The 25,121-nt window shown below is 45.6% G+C and carries 20 protein-coding genes and 1 pseudogene; 9 read left to right on the top strand and 12 right to left on the bottom strand.

Features of this window, described 5'->3' with window-relative positions:
- Positions 1–420: pseudogene (locus A1QO_RS13720) on the top strand (penicillin-sensitive transpeptidase); the annotation flags it as partial.
- Between the two features lie 57 nt (positions 421–477).
- Here A1QO_RS13720 and oxyR read toward each other — a convergent pair.
- Positions 478–1,365 carry a DNA-binding transcriptional regulator OxyR gene (gene oxyR, locus A1QO_RS13715; protein ID WP_017036771.1) on the bottom strand — a complete coding sequence of 296 codons (888 nt, stop codon included), beginning with the start codon at positions 1,363–1,365 and terminating at the stop codon, positions 478–480.
- Positions 1,366–1,554: 189 nt separating this feature from the next.
- Between oxyR and A1QO_RS13710 the strand changes: the two genes are divergently transcribed.
- Both A1QO_RS13710 and A1QO_RS13705 read left to right on the top strand, forming a co-directional pair.
- A complete protein-coding gene (locus tag A1QO_RS13710) occupies positions 1,555–2,283 on the top strand; it encodes a glutathione peroxidase (protein WP_017040594.1) in 729 nt (242 codons plus the stop codon).
- Between the two features lie 246 nt (positions 2,284–2,529).
- Positions 2,530–4,002: a dihydrolipoyl dehydrogenase gene (locus A1QO_RS13705; RefSeq protein ID WP_026027025.1), complete on the top strand. Its 1,473-nt coding sequence runs from the start codon at positions 2,530–2,532 to the stop codon at positions 4,000–4,002.
- Between the two features lie 174 nt (positions 4,003–4,176).
- On the opposite strand, the gene A1QO_RS13700 is transcribed toward A1QO_RS13705, so the two are convergent.
- Positions 4,177–4,524: a RidA family protein gene (locus A1QO_RS13700; RefSeq protein WP_017038298.1), complete on the bottom strand. Its 348-nt coding sequence runs from the start codon at positions 4,522–4,524 to the stop codon at positions 4,177–4,179.
- A 67-nt stretch (positions 4,525–4,591) separates the two neighbouring features.
- Between A1QO_RS13700 and A1QO_RS13695 the strand changes: the two genes are divergently transcribed.
- Positions 4,592–4,870, top strand: a complete 279-nt coding sequence (locus A1QO_RS13695) for a DUF3624 domain-containing protein (RefSeq protein ID WP_017036775.1) — start codon at positions 4,592–4,594, stop codon at positions 4,868–4,870.
- An 86-nt stretch (positions 4,871–4,956) separates the two neighbouring features.
- On the opposite strand, the gene A1QO_RS13690 is transcribed toward A1QO_RS13695, so the two are convergent.
- From A1QO_RS13690 to argC, 5 genes are all read right to left on the bottom strand, one after another.
- Positions 4,957–6,420: an alkaline phosphatase gene (locus A1QO_RS13690; RefSeq protein WP_017036776.1), complete on the bottom strand. Its 1,464-nt coding sequence runs from the start codon at positions 6,418–6,420 to the stop codon at positions 4,957–4,959.
- 421 nt (positions 6,421–6,841) lie between these two features.
- Positions 6,842–8,716, bottom strand: a complete 1,875-nt coding sequence (argH, locus tag A1QO_RS13685; protein WP_017036777.1) for an argininosuccinate lyase — start codon at positions 8,714–8,716, stop codon at positions 6,842–6,844.
- A gap of 309 nt (positions 8,717–9,025) precedes the next feature.
- The gene (locus A1QO_RS13680) at positions 9,026–10,246 is read right to left on the bottom strand and encodes an argininosuccinate synthase (RefSeq protein WP_017040592.1); all 1,221 of its coding nucleotides are present in this window, start codon (positions 10,244–10,246) and stop codon (positions 9,026–9,028) included.
- A 113-nt stretch (positions 10,247–10,359) separates the two neighbouring features.
- Positions 10,360–11,166 (bottom strand): acetylglutamate kinase, encoded by an 807-nt coding sequence (argB, locus tag A1QO_RS13675; RefSeq protein WP_017036779.1) that lies wholly within the window; start codon positions 11,164–11,166, stop codon positions 10,360–10,362.
- A gap of 124 nt (positions 11,167–11,290) precedes the next feature.
- Entirely contained in the window at positions 11,291–12,310 is a 1,020-nt protein-coding gene (gene argC, locus A1QO_RS13670; protein WP_017040591.1) for an N-acetyl-gamma-glutamyl-phosphate reductase, read from the bottom strand.
- Positions 12,311–12,522: 212 nt separating this feature from the next.
- Between argC and argE the strand changes: the two genes are divergently transcribed.
- The 3 genes from argE to A1QO_RS13655 all read left to right on the top strand — a co-directional run bounded on the left by argE (position 12,523) and on the right by A1QO_RS13655 (position 17,588).
- A complete protein-coding gene (gene argE, locus A1QO_RS13665; RefSeq protein ID WP_017040590.1) occupies positions 12,523–13,659 on the top strand; it encodes an acetylornithine deacetylase in 1,137 nt (378 codons plus the stop codon).
- A gap of 256 nt (positions 13,660–13,915) precedes the next feature.
- On the top strand, positions 13,916–16,549 hold the full coding sequence (gene ppc, locus A1QO_RS13660; protein ID WP_017036782.1) for a phosphoenolpyruvate carboxylase: 2,634 nt from the start codon (positions 13,916–13,918) through the stop codon (positions 16,547–16,549).
- 499 nt (positions 16,550–17,048) lie between these two features.
- Entirely contained in the window at positions 17,049–17,588 is a 540-nt protein-coding gene (locus A1QO_RS13655; protein ID WP_017036783.1) for a PadR family transcriptional regulator, read from the top strand.
- Between the two features lie 141 nt (positions 17,589–17,729).
- On the opposite strand, the gene cysE is transcribed toward A1QO_RS13655, so the two are convergent.
- The 5 genes from cysE to epmA all read right to left on the bottom strand — a co-directional run bounded on the left by cysE (position 17,730) and on the right by epmA (position 22,169).
- Positions 17,730–18,551, bottom strand: a complete 822-nt coding sequence (gene cysE / locus A1QO_RS13650; RefSeq protein WP_017038301.1) for a serine O-acetyltransferase — start codon at positions 18,549–18,551, stop codon at positions 17,730–17,732.
- Between the two features lie 68 nt (positions 18,552–18,619).
- A complete protein-coding gene (gene gpsA, locus A1QO_RS13645; RefSeq protein ID WP_017040905.1) occupies positions 18,620–19,657 on the bottom strand; it encodes an NAD(P)H-dependent glycerol-3-phosphate dehydrogenase in 1,038 nt (345 codons plus the stop codon).
- A 160-nt stretch (positions 19,658–19,817) separates the two neighbouring features.
- The gene (gene secB / locus A1QO_RS13640; protein WP_017036786.1) at positions 19,818–20,288 is read right to left on the bottom strand and encodes a protein-export chaperone SecB; all 471 of its coding nucleotides are present in this window, start codon (positions 20,286–20,288) and stop codon (positions 19,818–19,820) included.
- Positions 20,289–20,527: 239 nt separating this feature from the next.
- Complete coding sequence (locus A1QO_RS13635; protein WP_017036787.1) at positions 20,528–20,962, bottom strand: rhodanese-like domain-containing protein; 435 nt, start codon at positions 20,960–20,962, stop codon at positions 20,528–20,530.
- Between the two features lie 232 nt (positions 20,963–21,194).
- Complete coding sequence (gene epmA / locus A1QO_RS13630; protein WP_017040904.1) at positions 21,195–22,169, bottom strand: elongation factor P--(R)-beta-lysine ligase; 975 nt, start codon at positions 22,167–22,169, stop codon at positions 21,195–21,197.
- Between the two features lie 381 nt (positions 22,170–22,550).
- Here epmA and frdA point away from each other — a divergent pair, with 381 nt between their 5' ends.
- Both frdA and A1QO_RS13620 read left to right on the top strand, forming a co-directional pair.
- Positions 22,551–24,362: a fumarate reductase (quinol) flavoprotein subunit gene (gene frdA, locus A1QO_RS13625; RefSeq protein ID WP_017036789.1), complete on the top strand. Its 1,812-nt coding sequence runs from the start codon at positions 22,551–22,553 to the stop codon at positions 24,360–24,362.
- Positions 24,362–25,120: a succinate dehydrogenase/fumarate reductase iron-sulfur subunit gene (locus tag A1QO_RS13620; RefSeq protein WP_017036790.1), complete on the top strand. Its 759-nt coding sequence runs from the start codon at positions 24,362–24,364 to the stop codon at positions 25,118–25,120. Before frdA ends, A1QO_RS13620 begins: the two co-directional genes overlap by 1 nt.
- The last annotated feature ends 1 nt before the right edge of the window (position 25,121 follow it).

Raw genomic sequence — 25,121 nt, 5'->3', positions numbered from 1 at the left:
GGTAAAACCGGAACCACCAATGACTCTAAAGATGCTTGGTACAACGGCTACGGCCCTGGTATTGTTGCAACCGCGTGGGTTGGCTTTGATAACCACAACCGAAAACTGGGACAAACCACCACCAATAAAAACCTAGATAAGAACCAAATCACCGGAGGTGAGGCTGGCGCAAAAACAGCACAACCTGCGTGGGTGGACTTCATGCAAGTGGCTTTAGAGGGTGTTCCGATTCAATCGAAACAGCTACCTAACGACATTGTCCGCGTTCGAATCGATAGAGATTCCGGCCTTTTGACGAATAAGTTTGATTCAAGCTCGATGTTTGAATACTTCCTTGAGGGGACAGCGCCAACAGAATATGTTGAAGAATCGATCACCGACACGATTTATTCTAGCGCTAGCAGTGAAGAACTGTTTTAACTCGAAAACAGTAAAAAGGGTTGGCAATGCCAACCCTTTTTTATTGGCCATTTTTGATTAAGCTTGCAATATCGACTGAATGGTTCCGCCTAACTGTTCAAAACGAGCCCGCAATGGTGAGCCAGGTCGATAGACCAATACGATCTTTCTTGATGGCTGAGGCTCCATTTTTTTCACGTAGCAAACCCCATCTTTGGTTGACTCTTTAGGGACGGAAAGCTCTGGAAGCAAAGTAATTCCGCCCCCTGCTGCCACCATATTCCGCAGCGTTTCTAAGCTCGTGGCTTTGAAGCGTTTATCTTCTTTCGCCCCCGCAGCAAAGCAATAACCTAATGCTTGATCACGTAAACAGTGACCATCTCCGAGCATTAATACTGTGCGTCCATTGAGCTCGTCGACATTTAAAAACTCAAGACCGGCCCATTCATGGTCGCTCGGCACCGCTAAAGCAAGCGGCTCATTGTAAAGCTCAATCTCTTTAAACGGTGCCGTCTCAGCCACCGATGCTAAGACCAAACAATCCAACTTTCCATCTTGCAACTGACGCACTAATTCATGTGTTTGAGATTCATGTAAAAACATTTCCAGTTCTGGATACGCGGCTTTCAGCTGTGGAATAATTCTTGGCAAGATATAGGGACCGACCGTGGGAATAAAGCCAATGTTCATTGGGCCCACCATCTCCCCACTTTGCCCACTCGCCATGTCTTTAAATCGCGTCACTTCGGAGAGAATAATTTTTGCTTGTTCGACAAGCTGCAACCCAGAATCAGTAAAAAGAACTTTACGACTATTTCGTTCCAGTAGAGCGGTACCGATTTCATCTTCCAACTTACGTATTTGCCCACTCAAGGTTGGCTGACTCACAAAACAAGACTCTGCGGCTTTACGGAAGTGCTGATGCTCAGCTAATGCAACTAAATATTCTAAATCTCGAATGTTCATATAGACTCATACTCAACGTCAGTTTAAGAGGCCATACACCTCAATAGAAAACACCTATTGAAACGATAGCACCAAACGATTATTCCTATCAAAGAAAATTGTTAATAATAGCTTCAACAAAACGGAGCACAGCAAAGCGCTGACTAAGACTCACAGTAACTCATTAAACTTAAATACTAGGAAATCATTATGTTTGCATCTAAAGAAGGTCAATCAATCCCTCAAGTAACATTCCCAACTCGCCAAGGTGATGCATGGGTTAACGTAACGACAGAAGAGCTTTTCAAAGACAAGACAGTAATCGTATTCAGCCTACCAGGCGCGTTTACTCCAACCTGTTCTTCAAGCCACCTACCGCGCTACAACGAACTACACTCTGTATTCAAAGAAAACGGTGTTGATGACATTCTGTGTGTTTCTGTAAACGACACGTTCGTAATGAACGCATGGAAAGCAGACCAAGAAGCGGAAAACATCACATTCATCCCAGATGGTAACGGTGATTTCACAGACGGCATGGGTATGCTGGTTGAGAAAAACGACATCGGTTTCGGCAAACGTTCATGGCGCTACAGCATGCTGGTTAAAAACGGCGTGGTAGAAAAAATGTTCATCGAAGAAGACGTACCAGGCGACCCGTTCAATGTTTCTGATGCTGATACTATGCTTAACTACATCGCTCCTGAGCACAAAGAGCAAGAGTCAATCACAGTATTCACTAAACCAGGCTGTCCTTTCTGTACGAAAGCAAAACAGAACCTAATCGATAAAGGGTTAAACTACGAAGAAGTAGTACTAGGTAAAGATGCAACAACAGTAAGCCTACGCGCAATCTCTGGTCGCACAACTGTTCCTCAAGTTTTCATCGGTGGTAAGCACATTGGTGGTAGCGAAGAACTAGAAGCGTATCTAGCTTAATCACAACCCACTGAAGACTACCTAGTGTGTCGGGCACTAGGTAGCCTTTTTCCTAACGTCACCTCTATACCCAAGTGGCTTTTAAATCCAAGTGGCTTTATATCTAAGTCACTTTATATCTAAGCGGCTTGAATGATTCACCCAAAGCGTGCCATTAGAACACTTTGGTATAGAACGTACGAACACAACAATTTCTTTCAGCAGCCAGAATAAAAAGGCTCAGAAAATAAAAGTAGAGATATGGTTATGAAACAAGTAAACGTAGATGTAGCTGTGATTGGTGGTGGTACTGCAGGTTTAGGCGCTTATCGCGCGGCAAAAGCAAACACATCAAGTGTCGTTATGATAGAAGGCGGCCCATTTGGTACAACCTGTGCTCGCGTTGGCTGCATGCCGTCAAAACTGCTTATCGCTGCTGCTGAAAGCGTTCATCAGATTGAAAAAGCGCCAGGATTCGGTGTTTACCCTCAAGGTGAAACGGTGATCAATGGCCGCGAAGTAATGGACAGAGTAAAACGTGAACGTGACCGTTTTGTCGGATTTGTTCTTGAAGGGGTCGACGAAATCCCGGCTGAAGACAAAATCCTCGGCTACGCAAAGTTTCTCGATAACAACACATTGATTGTTGATGACCACACAACTATTACCGCTAAACGCATTGTCATCGCCACGGGATCACGCCCTGCCTACCCTGCGGTTTGGAACGAGCTTGGTGATCGCCTTGTTATCAATGACGACGTATTTGATTGGGACGATCTGCCAGAATCCGTCGCTGTATTTGGTCCTGGCGTTATTGGTTTGGAGTTAGGCCAATCCCTGCACCGTTTGGGTGTGAAGGTGAAAGTATTCGGTGTGGGCGGTCAAGTCGGGCCAATCACTGACCCTGAAGTCATGGCTTACGCGAACAAAGCATTCCAAGAGGAATTCTATCTTGATGCGGATGTTAAAGTAGAGACCATGCGTCGTGTGCTTGACGACCAAGGCAACGAGACGGACAAAGTCGAGATCATGTTCATCAACCACGATGGTGAACTTGAAACCTTCATTGTTGATTATGTATTAGCAGCAACAGGACGTCGTCCTAACGTTGATAAACTCTCTCTTGAAACGACTACGCTGGAATTAGATGAACGCGGTGTACCAACAGCCGATTACTACACGTTACAAACATCGGTAGAGAGCATCTTTATTGCGGGTGATGCAAGTAACCAAATTCCACTGCTTCATGAAGCGGCAGACCAGGCGAGGAGCGCCGGTGATAATGCGGGACGATTCCCAGATATTCGAGCAGGGTTACGCCGTTCGGTTATCTCAGCGGTATTCTCGGATCCGCAAATTGCCATGGTCGGTGAAACCTTCAAACAACTAGAACAGCGTTTAGGTAACTGTGGGTGTTTTGCAACCGGCGAGGTTTCGTTTGAGAATCAAGGTCGCTCACGTGTCATGCTGAGAAACAAAGGTATTTTACATGTGTACGGAGAGCAAGGAACAGGACGGTTCCTAGGCGCTGAAATGATGGGGCCTAATGCTGAGCACTTAGCGCACTTACTGGCTTGGGCACACCAGAACAAGATGACGGTATCGGAAATGCTCGATATGCCATTCTACCACCCAGTGATTGAAGAAGGTGTTCGTACTGCACTTCGTGACCTGAACGCCAAACTGCACCTAGGACCAGAGATGGTGAAACATTGCCTAGACTGTGGACCGGGATGTTAATGTAGGCTTAATTGAAAACAAGCTAAAAATAGGCTGAAGAGAAGATGAAAACAGGTGAAAAAGAGGCTGAACATAGGCTTTTTCCACCACTTCTTTTCAGCCTGTTTTTTCAGCCTTTCTATCGCGCCTCTTTGTAACCTTGTCTCAGGCTTCTTTTCTACCCTACTGGCTCAATTATTTTTCAGCAGCAATCACAGAGATTTCAACCAATAGCGCTTCACGCGCCATGTCACCGGTCACACAAGCGCGTGCAGGTGCGTGACCTTCAGGAACCCAAGCATCCCAAACCTCATTCATCTCTTTAAAATCTTTCATATCTTTTAAATAGATGGTCGCCGACAACATATGCTCTTTATCACTACCCGCTTCAAGTAGTAAGGTTTCTACCTTATCTAGCATGGTTTGCGTTTGCTCTTTGATGCCTTTTTCTGCATCCGCACAAACTTGGCCACATAGATAGATGGTTCCGTTATGCTTAACAATACGGCTCATACGTTGCTTAGTGTGTTGACGTTCAATCATTTTGCTCACTTTCTTGGGTTAGTTACGATATTCTATCAACGTGTATATTACCCAATAAGAAACATTCATGACATGTAAAACGTGCGATAACGCGGCCTGGTTTTGGAAAAAGATCGGGCGCTGTCAACGCTGTATGGATCAGCTCACCACGCTCTCGGTGTTGTGTGCGGTTGTTTGGTGGTTTACCTGTCGAGAGACGCCGTTCAGCATAGAATCCATTGCGCTTATCATGGCGGGGCTTGCGTTTAATGGTTTGCTGTTTTTGCATCTTTGGATGAAGTTCATCGTCATTCCCTACCAAGAGAATAAGCGCAAAAAAAACTCCAGCACTTCAGGCAAGCACTAGAGTTTTATCATTATCGTTTACGTTAGCTTTTTCGTTTACATTGCTTTTGGCATTTACATTGCTTTTACCGCTGCATCTCTGGCTTGTTAACGGGTGAGCCCAAGCGCTTCGTCTACCACATGATAGATATAATGCTGCTCAACCACACCTTGAAACAACCATGCTTGCGGTCCACGAGCAAAGATCGCCACATCTTCCCCCGAATGCGTTTCTGAGCTCAGTTTCACCAATGCCTGCTGCAAGTAATCGAGCTTTTCCACTTGCTCTGCCGTTGGGTTATCTCGCTCACCTTTCACCGCTCCCGGGCCATTTCCGTAAGCGAGTGTCGTGTAATTTTTCCCAAAATCATCTTGGTTAAGCTTACCTTTTTGCTTGGAAAGACCCAGAATTGGATTGCCGCGCTCAGCATAGCCATTTGAAATCAGTGTATGAGCATGATCCGCAGTCACAATAATCAGGGTTTCTTCAGGGTTGGTTTTTTCTAACGCAAGTCGAATCGCATTATCAAAAGCGACCGTGTCTTCCAGCGCTCTGGCGGCATTGCCATCGTGGTGAGCATGGTCTATGCGTCCAGCTTCCACCATCAAGATATAACCCGTTTTGTTGTTGCCTAATATTTGAATCGCTTTATCGGTCATCTCGGCCAGTGATGGCTCTTGGTTGTCGACCTTTCTATCCGCTTCATATTGCATATGACTGCTTTCAAACAGACCAAATGCTCGCTGTTGATCGGTCAGCTTATCAAAGCCTTGGCGATCATAAACATACTGGCCTTTCGGGTAACGATCTTGCCACTCTTCAATCAGGTTACGCCCATCTTTACGTTTGCCTTTTTTACCCTCAGGGTCCGTGTTATCTATCGGAAGAAATTCACGGCGACCACCAGCAAAAGCCACTTGAAAGCCGTCACCGTGATCAAACTCTATAAACTGTGTTGCAATGTCTTTACACCCATTCCCTTTGGCGATATTCGGCATAGCTGCATCGTTTTCCCAGTTACGGTCGGCGCTATGTGCAAACGTGACCGCTGGCGTAGCATGGGTCAGTCTCGCGGTCGACACCACGCCAAGAGACATACCTTTTTCAGCGGCTGAGTGAAACGCTGTCTTCACTTCATTTCCTTTTGCGCTGCTACAAAAACCACGTTGCACCTTATCATTAACACTGATAACACCTGCTTTGGTCTTCACCCCAGCCACCATCGCGGTTGCCGTGCCCGCTGAATCGGGTGTTTGCATATCGGTATTGTATGTTTTTGCTAATGCTGTATGAGGGAGGCTTTCCATAGCGAGTGAATATTCTTCACCTTTAAGCCCTTTGTTTTGCCCTGCATAAATACGGGCTGCGGTCATTGTGCCCACACTCATACCATCACCGATAAATAAGATGACATTTTTAGCCGGCCCTGTGATTGGCTTTAACTTTTTTGCTGCTGTAATAGCACTTTGGCCTTGGGTATACCAAGTATCACTTTGTTGAGGCAGTTCTGCCATTGAAACTGTTGATGCTATTAGACCGCTGAGCGCTAATCCTAGTTGAAATCCTTTCACTGCGTTTCTCCGATGGAATAAATGAACGAGCCCAACGGTAGCCAATTTGTATCTCAGTTTAATGAATGATTATTGACACTTTTTTGACTACTCGTGAAATAGGAAAATCCAAAAATGGCTCACAGAAGAAAGAGATAAACCGCGTAAGATAAAAATACGAGCGAAAAACCTGGGCGATAAAAAGAAAAAAGCCCCGCAGCCAATGTCGGTTGCGGGGCCTTCTTAGATATTTTCTAAGAAAAAGCAGTGGTATTAATTCAGACTGCTGCTTTTCCTTTTAGTTCCTTAAATCGAGGATCTTTTTTGATCTTTCTTCAAGAAAATGAGTTTGCGCCCTATACTCAATCACTTACATAAAAATTTAATCAAATAAAGCATAAATGAAATAGAACATCGCGCGCAATAATAGGGTTAAAACCGGTTAAGCCACGTTCACTTTGGCAATGATCTGTTCAACCAAGTTCACTTCCAACGCCACCTCATCACAAGCGTGCTGACGTGGACACTGATCACAGTCTTTAAGCACTTTCTCAGGCAGCAACGACTTGGATGTAGGAATAAAGCTGTGCTTCATAAAGAACTCTGGTGTTCTTGTCAGCACAAAGACTTTTTTAATCGCCATTTGGCGTGCTTTATCCACTAAGTGTTGAACAATCGCCGAGCCTTGTCCCTGACCTTGCCAACCAGCTTCTACGCCTAATGAGCGAATTTCGGCCAAACCAGAATCATACACATAAAGCGATGCACAGCCCGTCACTTCACCATGGTGTTCTGCCACCGCAAACGAGCCAATATCGCGCACTAACTCATTACGAGATCGCGGTAGGTTTTCTCCCATGTTGGCCCAATAAGCGACCATGCCTTCCAACGCTTCAATGTCGGTAAGACGCGCAGAACGCACTTTCACCGCCGAAGTATCGCGCTGAGCAAGACGTTGATCCGCTTGATCAACCGCATACGCCACTTGCTTAGGAGAAACGCCACCTAAGGCACTTCGTTTTTCCAAACAGGATTCGATGGTTAAAATATCGTACACATCATCTTCAATTACATCAGAGAAGGCTTTGAGCTCATCAAGTGAAAGATCTTCTAACGCGCAGCCTTTTGAAATGGCCCCCACAACCGCAACCCCAACAATATGGTGAGCTTCACGAAATGGAATGTTTTTCGCGACTAGGTAATCCGCCAGCTCAGTTGAATTGGCATAACCTTGTTGCGCGGCTTCTAATGTACGTTCTTTGTTAACTTTAATGCCTTCAAAACACAGCGCGGCCATTTCCATACAATCGTTCCAAGTATCAAGCGCATCAAACAGCCCTTCCTTGTCTTCTTGCATGTCTTTGTTGTACGCCAATGGCAGTGCTTTCACTGTCATCATCATCGCCGCAAGAGAGCCATAAACACGGCCAGTTTTACCACGAATAAGTTCAAGCGCGTCTGGGTTTTTCTTTTGTGGCATCAATGACGAGCCTGATGTCACCGTGTCGGCTAACTCGATAAAATTCGACTCGCCTGAGTTATAGAAGATCATGTCTTCTGCAAGACGAGAAAGATGAAGCATGGAGATAGACGCAATCGACATAAGCTCCATCACGTGATCACGATCAGAAACAGAATCGAGCGAGTTACGTGTTGCACGACGAAACCCAAGATTATGCGCCAGTTCTTCACGGTCCATCGGGTAGGCTGTACCGGCAAGTGCGCCAGAGCCAAGTGGACAAGTATCGAGACGCTTAATCGCATCATTCAAACGTGAATAATCACGCTCTAACATTTCAACATACGCCAAACACCAGTGAGCAAAAGTCACCGGTTGTGCACGTTGCAAGTGCGTATAACCAGGTAACACGGTAGCTTGGTGTTCTCTTGCAACTTCAACCATTTTCGCTTGCAGACGATCAAGGCCAATAAGCAGTTGTTGCCCTTGCTGGCGACACCACAATTTTAAGTCGGTTGCGACTTGATCATTACGAGAACGGCCAGTGTGTAATTTTTTACCTAAATCACCCACCTTGCCAATTAATTGCTGTTCAACCCAAGAGTGAATATCTTCTGCATCAGAGCGTAAAATCTGATTGGGATCTTCCATCACTTCAAGTTTGAGTTCATTCAGGGCCAGTTCAAGCTTTTGCTGCTCTTCTTCACTCAACACATCGACAGATTGTAACGCTTTTGACCAAGCGATAGAGCCAACAATGTCTTGCTCAGCCAATCGGTAATCAAAGCGAAGTGAATCGTTAAAGTCTTTGAACCTAGTGTCTGCTGCTTGGGTAAATCTACCGCCCCATAATGCCATTGTGTCTCTCCTAAATGCTCAGTATCTACTGCTTGTGCAACGATGTTCTCTGATTAAATTCAGCTTCTCTTTTTGTATGTTTCAAACTTACAGCAATTCAATATAAAAACAAGGTAAAAATGCATTTTTTCCACATAATTATTCACGAATGGTACATTTAAATTCGTCATGGCGATCTGACTCACTGACAAAAATCCATTACACGTCTTTCGTCATAAAGTACTTATCCAAAAGTCCCCCCCTAAATAAAAGAAAAACCCACTTGCAAAAAAAAGTGGGTTTTATTGGTTTTCATTCAGTAATGGTTGATTAATTTGATCTTTTCACTTCGTTCAGTGCTCTGATTCTGCTTGATAGAGAGTAAAGACGAATGAAGCCTTCAGCATGGCTTTGGTCGTACACTTCATCTTCACCAAACGTTGCAAACTCTTCACAATATAAGCTGTTCGCCGAACGTTTTTGAGTCACTGTTGCGTGCCCTTTGTAAAGCTTAACCACCACTTCGCCATTCACATCTTGAGCAAGCTCTTCGGTGGCTGCAAGAATCGATTTGCACAGTGGTGTGAACCAACGACCATCGTAAACAAGGTGCGAAGCTTTCACGCCCAACTCTTCACGGAACTCAAACGCCGCTTTATCTAATACAAGTTGCTCAACCGCACGTAGCGCTTCCATCATGATAGTGCCGCCCGGAGTTTCGTAACAACCACGAGACTTCATGCCCACGAGACGGTTCTCAACGATATCGATACGACCAACGCCGTGCTTTGCGCCTTTTTCATTAAGGTAAACTAGCGCGTTGTATGGCGTCATTTCTTCACCATCGACCGCAACCACTTCACCTTTTACCACTTTCAGTGTCACTGACTCTGATTGATCCGGTGCTTTTTCTGGATCAACAGTCCAATCCCAGCAATCATCGTTTGGCGCGTTCCATGTATCTTCTAACACGCCGCCTTCTGTTGATATGTGCCATGCATTGGCATCACGTGAATAGATTTTCGTTAGTGATGCGGTACATGGGATATTACGCTCGGCAAGGTAATCCAGACATTCTTCACGGCTTACAAGGTCCCACTCACGCCAAGGAGCAATAACATGCAGGTCAGGGGCAAGCGCCGCAAATGCACCTTCAAAACGTACCTGGTCGTTACCTTTACCGGTACAACCGTGACACAACGCATCCGCACCCACTTTACGTGCCACTTCAACTTGCGCTTTGGCAATTATCGGACGCGCCATTGAGGTACCTAGCAGGTATTTTCCTTCGTAGTACGCGCCTGTTTTTAGTGTCGGGTAGATGTAATCGGCCACCATCTCTTCTTTTAGATCAGCGATGTAGCATTCTGAAGCGCCTGACGCTTTTGCTTTCTCTTCAATACCTTCCAGTTCTTGTGCGCCTTGGCCCACATCAGCAACAAATGCAATCACTTCACAGTCATAGTTCTCTTTTAGCCACGGGATAATGACTGAGGTATCTAGACCGCCAGAGTATGCGACAACAACTTTTTTAACTTGAACTTTGCTCATTTTTTCTCTCCAAATTCCTTGCTCTGCGCTTGGCGGTCAGTGCTAAGGCTTCCATTTAATAGTGTTAATTTTGTTGTGCTCACGCTTGTGCGTAAGAACGTATTGGTTGTGTTCTACTTTGGTACGAAAAGTGTTCCGATACACTCTCCGGCAAATAATTTGACCAGTTTCTCTGGGTATCTCCAGGTAGCAACTTGAATAGATCGCCCTAAATCATTGGCCGCTTCCAGGGCCGCTTCTACCTTGACAATCATGCCATCAGTAATCACCTGGCCTTGAATCAGCGCCGATGCTTGTTCTTCAGTTAGACTACCGATTAGGTGTCCTTTGCCGTCTAATACACCACTCACATCAGAAAGCAGAACTAACTCAGCATCAAGAGCACCAGCAACGGCAACCGCAGCTTGGTCGGCATTCACATTCATTAATTGCCCTGCTGGTGTTAAGCCAATCGAGCTAATGATAGGAAGCGCTCCAGTATCTAGAATCGCTTGAAGTACCGCTGAATCTCCTGGTGACGCTTTACCTACTGCGCCTAATTCAGGATCCAACTCTTCAACTTGACACAATCCACCGTCCGCTAGACTTAAACCCACCGCATTAAGGCCATCTTTGATCGCTTGCCCTTGAAGCAGTTTGTTGGCAGTTCCTGCTAATGCGCCTGCAATAACAGGGATTTGTTCGTAAGGCGTCACACGTAAACCGTTTTTCTTCACCGTTTCTAAATTCAGTTTACCCATAAGGTCATCCACTAAATACCCGCCACCATGAACAATGACGATTTGTCGTCGAGCTTGCTGCTGATAAGTGTTGATAGCCGCGAATAGCTGACTCAGAGTCTCGTTACTCTCTAGCGCTGCTCCGCCTAACTTAATCACCAATGGCATGGCTTTTTTTTCTGACAAGGTATTATCGGTCATGAATGTTCCTTACTGCTCTGATTATCTCAATGGCGTATTTGTCTTTTTCTTCTTTTTACGTATTCGCCGTCTATTCCGTCTTTGTCTAACCGCCGCTTACTCTAATGCGGTTATATTCATACAACTAAATTAACGCGGTTAACTGGGAGAATCCGTAGTGGATATTCAAGCACTGCATCGCTTGGCTTGACGCCCCTTTCAGTAGGTTATCAATCGCTGATACCACGATGACGTGCTCACCTTCCACCTTCCACCCCAAATCACAAAATGGAGTGAACTCTACGTTTTGAATTCTTGGCATCTGCTCATCCAGTAAACGGACTGCTGGCTTACCGTCATACGCTTTAACAAACGCTTGTGTCACTTGTTCAGCAGTCACACCGGCGGACAACTTCATCGTGATAGTCGCGAGAATACCGCGTTTAAAATTACCTAGGTGCGGGGTAAAAATCACATCACAACCTAAGTGGCTGGTGATCTCTGGCTGATGACGGTGTGCAAACACACCGTAAGGCTGTAGGCTCACTTCGCAAAAGCTATTGACCATAGACGCTTTACGTCCTGCCCCCGTTACACCACTGGTCGCATTGATCACAGGCCATTGATTCAGATCGAGAAGCTGTGATTCAACCAAAGGCTTGATGGCCAGTTGTGACGCGGTTGGGTAACAACCTGCAACAGCCACTAGCTGAGCTTGGGTAATGGCCTCTTCGTTCCACTCAGCCAAACCATAAGCTGCGTTGTCTAACCAAGCGGCATGTTGATGCTCGAAGCCATAGTACTGCTGGTAGAAGCCTTCACCTTTTACTCGAAACGCACCGGATAAATCAAAAACCTGGCAACCGTTCTCTAAAAAAATAGGAGCAAGGTCATGGCTCACTTCATGGGCGGTGGCTAAAAAAACCACATCGCAGTCAGTCGCCGCTTTTTTAACGTTCACTAACGGCTCAACAGGCATATCAACCAAACCGGCTAGCTTACCGTGCAACTCTCCAATATTTTTACCTGCATCAACACTATTGGCTGAGACGTACAAACCTGATAGCGTGAGCTGTGGATGTTTTTGCACCATGACAGCTAATTCGGCTCCGGTATAACCGCTAGCGCCAATAATCGTGGTTTTAAGTAACTCAGCGTGTGACATCGACAACTTCCAAATTCAAGGTTAATAGTGGTTTCTTCGTTAGTAGTGACTACGTTTCAATTTCATGGCTATTCATCAGAGTGAGCCCTTGACTCAAAATGACTATTAATTTTAAAAAAATAGCTTTAATTGATTTTTTATTCACAAATAATGATTTAATATGTGTTTTACCTTCTTAAGGTATTTCTGTCAACAGTAGAAGTGAAGATAATATGCAATTACCCAGTTTTCTCGAGGTCTACGAAGGCCTAATTTCAACCTCATCCATCAGTTCAAGTGATCCTAGCTGGGATGAAGGCAACAGCATGGTGATTGAAAAACTCGCCACCTGGTTAAAAGACATCGGTTTTGACGTCACCGTTACAGAAGTTGAAAAAGGAAAGCACAATCTGATCGCTAAGAAAGGCTCAGGAGAAGGCGGTCTACTTCTTGCTGGACACAGTGATACCGTGCCATTTGATGAGGGTCGTTGGAGTTTTGATCCACACACATTAACCCAAGCGAACGATCGCTTTTACGGGCTTGGCACTACAGATATGAAGGGCTTCTTTGCGTTTATTATTGAAGCTGTGAAGAAAGTCGATTGGAGCAAGCAAACCAAGCCGCTGTATATATTAGCAACCTGTGATGAGGAAACGACCATGTTGGGCGCTCGTCACTTTACCGACAATGCACCGTTTAAACCTGATTATTGCATTATCGGTGAGCCAACCAGCTTAGTTCCGGTCAGAGGCCATAAAGGCCACGTCGCTAACGCCGTGCGGATCACGGGTAAATCGGGCCACTCTTCCGATCCCGCGTTGGGTGTCAACGCCATCGAAATCATGCATGAGGTTTTGTTTGCCCTGATGCAACTGCGCGACAAACTCATCAAAGAGTATCATCACCCGGGCTTTGCGATTCCAAGCCCGACTCTAAACCTTGGTCATATTCATGGTGGAGACAGTGCAAACCGTATCTGTGGATGCTGTGAGCTGCATTATGATGTTCGCCCTTTACCTGGCATTAGCCTCGATGGGCTGGATAACATGTTACGAGCATCACTGAAAGAAGTGGAAGCAAAATGGCCGGGCCGAATCGAAATAACACCTCTGCATGAACCGATTCCCGGTTATGAGTGCCAACATGACCATCCGTTTATTGCCGGTGTTGAAGAAATTTGCGAAACCCCGTCAGAAACCGTTAACTACTGTACTGAAGCACCTTTCCTACAACAGCTCTGCCCAACCCTAGTATTAGGCCCAGGCTCAATCGAACAGGCGCACCAACCGGATGAGTTCTTAGCCTTTGAGTTTATTGATCCCACCATCAATATTTTATCTAAAGCGATGTATAAATATTGTTTTTGAACCAAATTAACTGAAGATTGATCAGATAAAGTCTAACAGCGTGTGAGTGACCTTATAGCTAGCACGCTTTATTCGTCTATTTTTGTAATAAACTTTCAACACTTTAATTATCAATGCCCGAAGAGCATCTCTTACATCCACTTGCACAATAAATGCAAACTTATGCTGCAATATTTGACTCTTGGTAGCACTTTTCGCTAGATTGTGTACCTAACAAGGAACACCGGATGTAACTTTTTTACAAGGCAGGATGATAATGAACGAAAAATACGCTGCGCTCACAAGTAACGTAAGCATGCTAGGCCGCTTGCTTGGCAACACCATCAAGGATTCACATGGTGACGTTATTTTAGAGAAAGTTGAGACAATTCGTAAGCTTTCTAAATCAGCGAGTGCAGGCAATCAATCCGACCGCGCCACTTTAATTGAAGAAATTAAAAGTTTACCCAACGAGCAACTCACGCCTGTTGCACGCGCATTTAACCAATTTCTCAACTTGACCAATATGGCAGAGCAGTACCATACGATTTCACGCCATTGTGAAGAGCACGTATGCGAACCTGACGCGATCAGCAGTTTGTTTTCGAAGCTAAGCCAAAATGGCATCAGTAAACTCGATACGGCTCAAGCAGTCCGTGACCTCAATATTGAATTGGTGTTAACCGCTCACCCTACTGAAATCACTCGTCGCACTATGATCAATAAACTGGTCAAAACCAACGAGTGTTTATCAAAGCTTGAACTGACCGACCTTTCTCATAAAGAACGCCAGAAAACAGAACGACGTTTAGAGCAGTTGATCGCTCAAGGTTGGCACTCTGATGTGATTCGTAAGCAGCGCCCAACCCCGCTGGATGAAGCAAAATGGGGCTTTGCTGTTGTAGAGAACTCACTGTGGGAAGGCGTTCCTGAATTCTTGCGCGAGCTTGATGATCGCCTAACAAGCTACCTAGGTGAAGGCTTACCTATTGACGCTCGCCCAGTGCATTTCTCATCTTGGATGGGTGGCGATCGCGATGGTAACCCATTTGTGACGCATACAATCACTCGTGAAGTGATGCTTCTTTCTCGTTGGAAAGCCGCTGACCTTTACTTGGGTGATGTGAACGAGCTTATCTCTGAACTCTCGATGACGAAGTGTAATGATGCTGTCCGTGATTTAGCCGGTGATGACCAACATGAACCGTATCGCGCTGTATTGAAAGGTCTTCGTTCGCTTCTAAACGAAACGCTGGACATTCTCGACGCAAAAGTCAATGGCCAAAAGCTGGCTGTAAAAGCACCATTGCAGCATATTGATCAATTATGGGCACCGCTTTATGCCTGTTATCAATCACTGCATGAATGTGGCATGGGTGTGATTGCTGACGGCTCACTGCTCGATACTTTACGCCGCATTAAAGCGTTTGGTGTCCACCTTGTCCGCTTGGATATCCGCCAAGAAAGTACTCGCCATTCAGACGTGTTATCAGAACTGACTCGTTACCTGGGTATTGGTGATTACGATCAGTGGAGCGAGCAAGATAAAATTGCTTTTCTAACGAATGAGCTAAGCTCTAAACGCCCACTTCTACCACGCGACTGGGAGCCATCGGCACCGGTAAAAGAAGTTTTAGATACGTGTAAGATTGTGGCGTCTCAACCACGTGAAGCGTTTGGCGCTTATGTTATTTCAATGGCACGCACGGCTTCAGATGTACTGGCTGTTCATTTGCTTCTACAAGAATCAGGTTGTCCTTACCGCATGGACGTTTGTCCGCTGTTTGAAACACTGGACGACTTGAACAACGCAGAATCGGTCATTAAGCAATTAATGGACATCGATCTGTACCGAGGCTTTATTCAGAATCATCAAATGGTCATGATCGGTTACTCCGACTCTGCGAAAGATGCCGGTGTTATGGCTGCAGGCTGGGCACAATACAGCGCAATGGATGCTCTGGTTAAAGTATGTGACGCTGAAGGCATTGAACTAACACTGTTCCACGGCCGTGGCGGTACGGTTGGTCGTGGTGGTGCTCCTGCCCATGCGGCACTGTTGTCTCAGCCACCAAAAAGCTTGAAAGGCGGCTTACGTGTTACAGAACAAGGGGAAATGATCCGCTTTAAGCTTGGTTTACCTGAAGTGGCTGTCAACAGCTTCAATATGTACGCCAGTGCGATTTTAGAAGCGAACCTACTTCCACCTCCAGAGCCAAAACAAGATTGGCGCGATCTCATGGACGTATTGTCGGAAGTCTCTTGTGAGTCTTACCGTAATATCGTGCAAGGAGAGCCTGACTTTGTACCGTATTTCCGACAAGCAACACCAGAACTTGAACTCGGCATGTTGCCTCTCGGCTCTCGCCCTGCAAAACGCAACCCGAATGGCGGTGTTGAAAGCTTGCGTGCTATTCCATGGATCTTCTCATGGAGTCAAAACCGCCTTGTGTTACCCGCATGGTTAGGGGCAGGTGAAGCAATCCAGTACTCCGTTGATAAAGGTCACCAAGCGCTGTTAGAAGAGATGTGTCGCGAGTGGCCATTCTTCTCAACTCGTCTGGGTATGCTAGAGATGGTGTACTCAAAATGTAATATCGAGATTTCTCGCTACTATGACGAACGCCTTGCTGATCCATCGTTGTTGCCACTGGGTGATCGCCTACGTGAACAACTGCAAAAAGACATCAAAGCCGTATTGAATGTTGAGAACAACGAAAACTTGATGCAAAGCGACCCATGGGGCCAAGAGTCCATTCGTCTTCGCAGTATCTACGTTGAGCCACTCAACATGCTTCAAGCAGAATTGCTTCACCGGACTCGCCAAATGGACACACCGTCGGCGGAACTTGAAGAAGCACTGATGGTGACCATTGCAGGTATTGCGGCAGGTATGCGAAATACAGGGTAATTGATCGATTTCACTGCCTGATCTCGTGACTGTCCAAATAACGCGGCAAGTAACGGATTAGGTGACGCATTGATCAAAAAAACCAAAAAAGCAGCACTATTTTTGTGCTGCTTTTTGTTTTTATTCTCTATAAAAGTATAAAACGATTAAATTTCGCGATATAAAAACAATAAAATTATAACATATAAAGAATGATAAACTAAACGAATGGCCTTATTGAGTTATTTATCAGTTTTTGTTGTGAATACGTCCATCTATTCCACTTTATGCTTATATTTAGATATAATACCGCCCCACTGCGATAACACACATATACTAATTATCTCGCAGGATCGACATCAGTTTAAATATAACTAGGTGATAAACGGCTTATAAAGGTGACAGAACCAACACGATAAAGTTGGTGTTGTTTAAACATAGAAATAATAAGTGCTACGAAGCACAACCAATGTTTAAACATCGTTATTTTGAAGTTTATTGACCTATTTGGATTTAAGACATGTCACTACCACACGTAATCCTCACTGTACTTAGTACACGTAACGCAACTGGATACGATATCACTAAAGAGTTTTCCGCTAGCATCGGCTATTTTTGGAAAGCAAGCCATCAACAAGTGTATCGTGAACTCAATAAAATGGCTCAAAACGAGCTCGTTACCTGTGTTCTTGAACCTCAAGAAGGCAAACCTGATCGTAAAGTGTATTCCATCACAGATGCTGGCCGCAGCGCGTTAGGTGAATGGTTTGATCAACCTACAGCACACCCAACCGTACGCGATGAGTTTTCTGCTAAATTAATGGCGTGTGCCGTACAAGACTCAGGTCCGTATCGCATTCAACTTAGCGAGTTAATTAAAGAGTCTTATAGCCTGGTAGCGCACTATCAAGAGATAGAAGCGGCTTACTACGCAACGCCAGCCACTCTCGATAAATCTCAACGACTAGAACGCCTCACCTTGCGCCGTAATTTATTACTTCGTCAAGCTTGGTTAGTTTGGGCGGAAGAAGTGCTCGCTGAGCTTAATGAAATCAAATAAACAGTAATGTGCATAAATAGACCTGAACTTGGGTTTATTTAAGGCTGGTCATAGAAAGCCAAAAGGACGATACCTGGGTATCGTCCTTTTTTATTCTGCTATTGCGTATTTTGCTGCTCGGACACTTTAACGCTCAATACGCTAAATACCATCGCCACCAATAAAGCTTTGAGACTTACCATTAAACTGTTGGTCCATATCCAATGATGGTTTATCGGTTTTTGGTCGGCCGACTATTTTTGCCGGAACACCCGCCACCGTGGTATGAGCAGGAACCGCCTGTAAGACCACAGAACAAGAACCAATTTTGGCCCCTTCGCCCACTTCAATATTACCCAAAATCTTAGCACCAGCGCCGATCATGACCCCTTCGCGAATCTTAGGATGGCGATCACCACACTCTTTGCCCGTTCCGCCCAGCGTCACGTCTTGAAGTATGGAAACATCGTCTTCCACCACGGCGGTTTCACCAATCACAATACCTGTCGCATGATCCAGCATGATGCCGCGACCAATTTGCGCCGCAGGATGAATATCCACTTGGCAAGCTACAGAGATTTGATTTTGCAAGTAAGTCGCCAGAGCTATTCGGCCTTGTTTCCACAGCCAGTTTGCAACGCGATAGCCTTGCAATGCATGATAGCCTTTCAAATACAGGAGCGGCATAGAGTACATGGCAACGGCGGGATCTCGATTCACGGTCGCGCAGATATCACAGGCCGCGGAGTGACCGATGTCCGGATCCGCAGCAAAGGCTTGTTCAACCACTTCACGTACCGCCATTGCTGGCATAGATGGGGTTTTTAGTTTGTTCGCGAGGATATAGCTTAACGCCGCCGCCAAGCTATCATGATTAATAATGGTGGCATGATAAAAACTCGCCAACATTGGCTCTTGCTCAGATTGCTCCCGAGCTTCGCGAATGATCGCTTGCCATACTTTCTTTTTTTCACAATGCTTCATCAATCAATCCCTATTCCCAAAGCACCCTCAGCACCCTATTAACCAGAGCGCTGATCACAAGGTGTTTGTTACTTCCCTTCTGATTTTTTATCTCGCGCAAGCAAATCTTGCGCGGCAACACGTGTATCTTTTCCTTGATACAGCACTTGGTAGATTTGATCAACAATCGGCATCTCAACCCCCATTCGAGCTGCAAGCATCCACACTTCTTTGGTATTGCGGTAGCCTTCAACGACTTGGCCGATCTCTTCTTGGGCCTCTTCAACACCCTTACCCGAGCCTAGCGCTAGACCAAAACGTCGATTACGAGATTGGTTATCAGTACAAGTAAGCACTAAATCACCAAGCCCAGCCATTCCCATAAAGGTTTCTTTTTGAGCGCCAAGAGCTTCACCTAAACGTGTCATTTCAGCAAGACCTCGAGTAATCAATGCTGTTCGAGCGTTAGCACCAAAGCCGATACCATCAGACATACCTGCGCCAATCGCTATTACATTTTTGACTGCACCGCCCAGCTGCATTCCGGTAAAATCGCTGTTTGCGTAAACACGGAAAGTCTTACTGCAGTGAATTTTCTCTTGAAGATCCGCCACAAACTGATCATCTGGGGAAGCCACAGAAATCGCCGTTGGCATGCCCATCGCGAGTTCTTTAGCAAAAGTTGGCCCAGACAACACGGCCAATGAACGCCCTTCCCCTAGCACTTCATGAGCGACGTCTTTAAGCAGGCGACCTGTTTCAGGCTCAAGCCCTTTTGTTGCCCAGCAAATCCTTGTGTCATCGCGTAGATGCGGTTTTATGCTGCCTAATACAATGCCGAACACATGGCTAGGCACCACAACCAATAAATCTCGGCTTGCTTGAACGGCTTTCTCAACGTCCGACTCAACGATCAAGGATTCTGGGAAATCAATACCAGGAAGGAACTCATGATTAGCACGATCCGCTTCCAACCGCGCCATGTGTTCAGGCTCATGCCCCCAAATTACAACATTAGCGCCATTGCGAGCCAGAGAAATAGCCAATGAGGTACCGTAAGAGCCGGCACCGATCACCGTCATGGCGATCTCTTTTCCGTAAGCATTATTCAAATTTGAGTTAGTCATTCACTTTGCCTGATCACATTTTATAAGGATTCATTTACTGTCATTCTAAACAAAAAATGCACATCGCATCATTCTATTTAGATGCTTTGTGCATTTTCTTTAATAAGCTATCGATTCACTAGGCGTACCTTTCACCTCATCGCTGAAGTGAAAAACCGATTTACGCCTCTTTAGAAGCTTCGCCGTCTTTTGCTTGCTGCTGTAGGTAGTTCATGAACAATGCATCAAAGTTAACAGGTGCAAGGTTCAGTTGAGGGAACGTACCTTTAACCACTAGGCTAGAAATCGTTTCACGAGCGTATGGGAACAGGATGTTCGGGCAGAATGCACCTAAACAATGAGCCAGTTGACCCGCTTCCATGTTTCCAGCAGTGAAGATACCGCCTTGTTGAACTTCACATAGGAAAGCCGTTTCTTCTGCGTTCTTAACCGTCACAGTTAGACGTAGAACCACTTCATAAGTGCCTTCACCAAGCTCACGGCTTTGCGTGTCTAGGTCAAGTTTCACATCTGGTTGCCACTCTTTTTGAAACATAACTGGAGAGTTAGGCGCTTCAAAAGAAATATCTTTTAGAAAGATACGTTGGATAGCGAAATCTTGAGCTTGTTCTTGTGGTGCTGCTTCAGCCATGTGGGAATCCTTAAAATTTGGGTAATTTAATCTGTTTTCAGACTAACCGAGAGACGTCATCTTGCGCAAATAAATCCGCAGTTCCGTGGAAAGTATCACATCTCTTAACGATAAGTGCTGCCATTTTAGGCAACACATATTCAAGCTAGGCTTACTGTCGTCGCTAATGGGGCGACTTACTTTGTATTGCGCTCTATGTTTGCTGAGCACTGTTTTCCTAGGCGCTATTTTTCCGCGGACTACTTTTTGCCACGAACTAAAGGCAAGTTAGCTTCGCTCCAGCCTGACAAACCATTTTTCAGTAGCTTTACATTTTCAAAGCCTGCTTTTGCAAGTAGGTTAGCGCTTTCTACTGCGGTTTGACCTGTCTTACATACCACAATGATTGGGTTAGTTTTGTTCTTTTCAAGGCCGTTAAAGTTACCCGCTTTGATGTCAGACGGTAAAATGTGAACTGCGTCTGTAATGTGGCCTTTTTTGAACTCGTCTTTTGCGCGAACATCGACCACGATACCGTCTTCACGATTCATAAGTAATGTCACTTCAGATGCTGTGACTTCTTTATACGCTGCTGTTGCGGCTTTGACAAAGCTCATAATTAAAGCGGCAAAAAGACCGACCCATACTAAAGATAGGATCATATTTTGTTGGAAAAAATCGATGTATTCTTGCATATCCTGCGCTCTTACTGTTTAGGGCTTAAAATTCAGTCAGGAGTATAGCGAGGAAGCGCCAAAGAGGCTAGTGAGGATAAGCTTCAATTGCAACTAGACGTGAAGTCAACCAGTTCTGCACAGCCTTTTAGCAGTGGACCGAGGATATATACTTTAGAAAAATGGATGACCAAGCTCCTATCACCTATCCGCGATCCATGTCTTTATAACTTAAAAACCAGTCGTCACTAACCTAAGCCCTAGGAAATGGAAACGCAGTCACTTCATCGATGTGTTTGCATTGCAGCGCTAGCATAATAAGGCGGTCGATCCCAAGTGCGACCCCTGCACAAGCGGGAAAACCGGCCCTTAACGCGGCAACCAAATGGTGATCGATGGGTTGCTCTGGTAAGCCCATTTCTACGCGTTTTCGGTTGTCGGACTCAAATCGAGCCAATTGCTCATCGGCGTCATCCAACTCATGGAACCCATTCGCAAGCTCAATCCCTTTAAAATACACTTCAAAACGATCGGATACTCGTTTGTCTTGCGTGTTGATTCTTGCCAATGCCGCTTGTGACGCGGGGAAGCCATAAACGAAAACCGGTTCAGTTTGGCCAATCTCTTTTTCAACGCCAATACTAAACAATAGCTGTAACAGCGTATCTCGGTCTTGTTCATCGTTGGCAATATCGCTCAAGCCAAGCGTAGAGGCTGACTGTTTTAGTCTCTGCATTGAGTCTTCTAATGGGCAAATGCCCAACACATCCATAAAAGCTTGCTGGTAAGTCATGCGTGTTGCCGTATTGCAACCAAGCGTCAATTGCAGAAGATCATCCATTTCATCCATCAACTTATGGTGATCAAAGCCTACTCGATACCACTCAAGCATGGTGAATTCTGGGTTATGGTAGCGACCATTCTCTTCGTTACGAAACGCCTTGCTCATTTGGTAAATGCACCCACTTCCCGCCGCTAATAAACGCTTCATATGAAATTCTGGGCTGGTCATGAAATAGAGTTGGCAACCTTGCGCGTATTCAGGGCCAATAAAGGTCGTTTGAAAAGTATGTAGATGAATATCAGTGACCGTAGCATGGCTCATTGCTGGCGTATCCACCTCCATCACTTGTCGCTGATAAAAAAACTCGCGAATCTTAGCCAGTATAGAGGCGCGCTTTTTCAGTTGGTGAATTGATGCACTGGGTTGCCAGGTTTGTCTCGTCATAAGAAGCTCTATTTAGCAAGTAACGTTTATGGCGATATTCTACCTTTAAAAAGCGCACTCTAGAATGGTCATTGGAACACTTTGGGGGAGCGACAATCCTGTCAGTTAACTCCTTTTCGATCATTACTTCATGATATTGATCACACAAAATGGAATAACTATGCTCATGTTTGCATTTCCGACTAAAAAGGCTGACTGAATCAATTTATTCCTCATTCTGCTCTTCTAAACTGATTGTGCCGTTAAAAAGGCGGTCTGGAATTGAAGGGATAAAAATCCACTTTTTATCCCTATTTTGATTTCTGAATATAAAGACTCTAGGGCAGCGGAATAAAGCGTACCTAGTATTCAATAATATCAATTACTCACTGGAGGATAACTGTGAAAATACTCACCACAGATATCGCAGTCATTGGCGCTGGTGGCGCTGGTCTTCGTACTGCTATTGCAGCTGCGGAAGCAAACCCTGAATTAGAAGTTGCACTCATTTCGAAAGTTTACCCTATGCGCTCCCACACGGTTGCAGCAGAAGGGGGTTCAGCAGCCGTCGTCAAGGAAGAAGACAGCCTAGATAATCACTTCAACGATACTGTTGGTGGTGGTGACTGGCTATGTGAGCAGGATGTCGTTGAGTACTTTGTTAAAAACGCAACCCGTGAAATGATCCAAATGGAGCAATGGGGTTGCCCATGGAGTCGAAAAGAGAACGGTGAAATCAACGTTCGTCGTTTTGGTGGTATGAAAGTCGAGCGTACTTGGTTTGCGGCGGATAAAACCGGTTTCCACATGCTTCATACCCTATTTCAAACTTCGATGAAGTACGAGCAAATCAAACGTTTTGATGAGTACTTTGTGGTTGATCTGCTTGTTGAAGATGGCGAAGTTCAGGGCCTTATCGCTATTCATATGGCTGAAGGTGAACTCGTGACCATTAAAGCAAAATCGGTTGTACTCGCAACGGGTGGCGCTGGCCGTGTTTATCACTGTAATACTAACGGCGGCATTGTCACCGGTGACGGCATGGCAATGGCCTATCGTCATGGTGTTCCTTTGCGTGATATGGAATTTGTTCAATATCACCCTACCGGCCTTCCTGGTACTGGCATTCTGATGACCGAAGGTTGTCGTGGTGAAGGCGGTATTATCGTTAACAAGAACGGCTATCGTTATCTGCAAGATTACGGCATGGGCCCAGAAACACCCGTAGGCGAGCCGAAAAATAAATACATGGAACTCGGTCCTCGTGACAAAGTTTCTCAAGCGTTTTGGCATGAGCAGCAGAAAGGCAACACCATCAAACACCCACTCGGTGATGTGGTACACCTTGACCTTCGCCATTTAGGGGAAGAGTACCTGCAAGAGCGTCTGCCGTTTATCTGTGAGCTATCAAAAGCATACGTCAACGTTGATCCGGCTAAAGAGCCAATTCCAATTCGTCCAACGGTTCACTACACCATGGGTGGTATTGAAACGAACGGCAATTGTGAGACTCAAATAAAAGGTCTCTTTGCGGTCGGTGAATGTGCCTCTGTAGGTCTGCACGGGGCCAACCGTTTAGGTTCTAACTCTCTGGCTGAGTTTGTGGTCTTTGGCCGCGTTGCCGGTGAACATGCCGTGAAACGCGCGGAAGAATTCAAAGGCTGGAACGACGCGTCTATCGAGAAACAAGTAAAAGCGGTAGAAGATCGTATTGCGGGCATCTTAGCCCAAGAGGGCGATGAAAACTGGGCGGACATCCGAACTGAAATGGGTCACACCATGGAAGCGGGTTGCGGTATTTACCGTCAAGAAGACTTGATGCAAGCCACCATCGAGAAAATCACAGAGCTTAAAGCACGTTACAAAAAGATTGGTATTAAAGATAAAGGCAAAGTGTTCAACACGGATCTTCTTTACGCTATCGAGGTCGGTTACGGGTTAGAAGTCGCAGAAGCGATGGCTCACTCGGCTATTTTACGTAAAGAGTCTCGTGGTGCTCACCAACGTTTAGATGATGGCTGTACAGAGCGTGATGATGAGAACTTCTTGAAGCATTCACTGGCCTACTACCAAGAAGATGCCGCACCAAAAATAGATTACCGCGATGTCAAAATTACGAAATCCCAACCGAAAGCACGTCTATACGGCGAAGCTGCTGAGAAAGCAGCGGCAGAGGAAGCTGCTCAAACGAAACAGACAGAGGAGCAAGAGTAATGCCAGCGAATCGAATTCAAAAAATTAATATTCTCCGCTATGACCCAGCCACTGATGCTGAACCTCATATGCAGGCGTTTGAAGTCCCTTTTGATGACACCATGTCTGTGCTTGATGCCATTGGCTACATCAAAGACAACCTAGACAAAGACTTGTCTTACCGTTGGTCTTGCCGAATGGCGATCTGTGGTTCATGTGGCATCATGGTTAATGGCGTACCAAAGCTAGCCTGTAAATGCTTCTTACGTGACTACCCTGATGGGGTAACGATTGAGCCTTTGGCAAACTTCCCAATCGAGAAAGATCTGATTGTTGATATGAGCTCGTTTATTGAGCGTCTGGAAGCGATTAAGCCATACATTATTGGTAACGACCGTAAACCTGAAGATGGCACTAACATTCAAACCCCAGAGCAAATGGCGAAATACAAGCAATTTGCAAGCTGCATAAACTGTGGTCTTTGCTACGCGGCGTGTCCTCAGTTTGGGCTAAACCCTGAGTTCATCGGCCCTGCGGCTCTAACCCTGGCGCATCGTTACAATCTTGATAGCCGTGACAATGGTAAGAGTGAGCGTATGGCACTGATTAACGGTGACAATGGCGCTTGGGGCTGTACGTTTGTGGGCTACTGCTCTGATGTTTGTCCTAAGAATGTTGATCCAGCTGCTGCGGTAAACCAAGGTAAAATTGAATCGTCGATGGACTTCGTGATTGCGATGTTGAAGCCCGATGGTTCAGTGAATAAGAAGGAGGCATAAG

The sequence above is a fragment of the Vibrio genomosp. F10 str. ZF-129 genome (assembly GCF_000287055.2).
Classification (GTDB): domain Bacteria; phylum Pseudomonadota; class Gammaproteobacteria; order Enterobacterales; family Vibrionaceae; genus Vibrio.
Note: the sequence above shows the minus strand (reverse complement) of the source record. Positions and strands in the feature narration are given on the sequence as shown.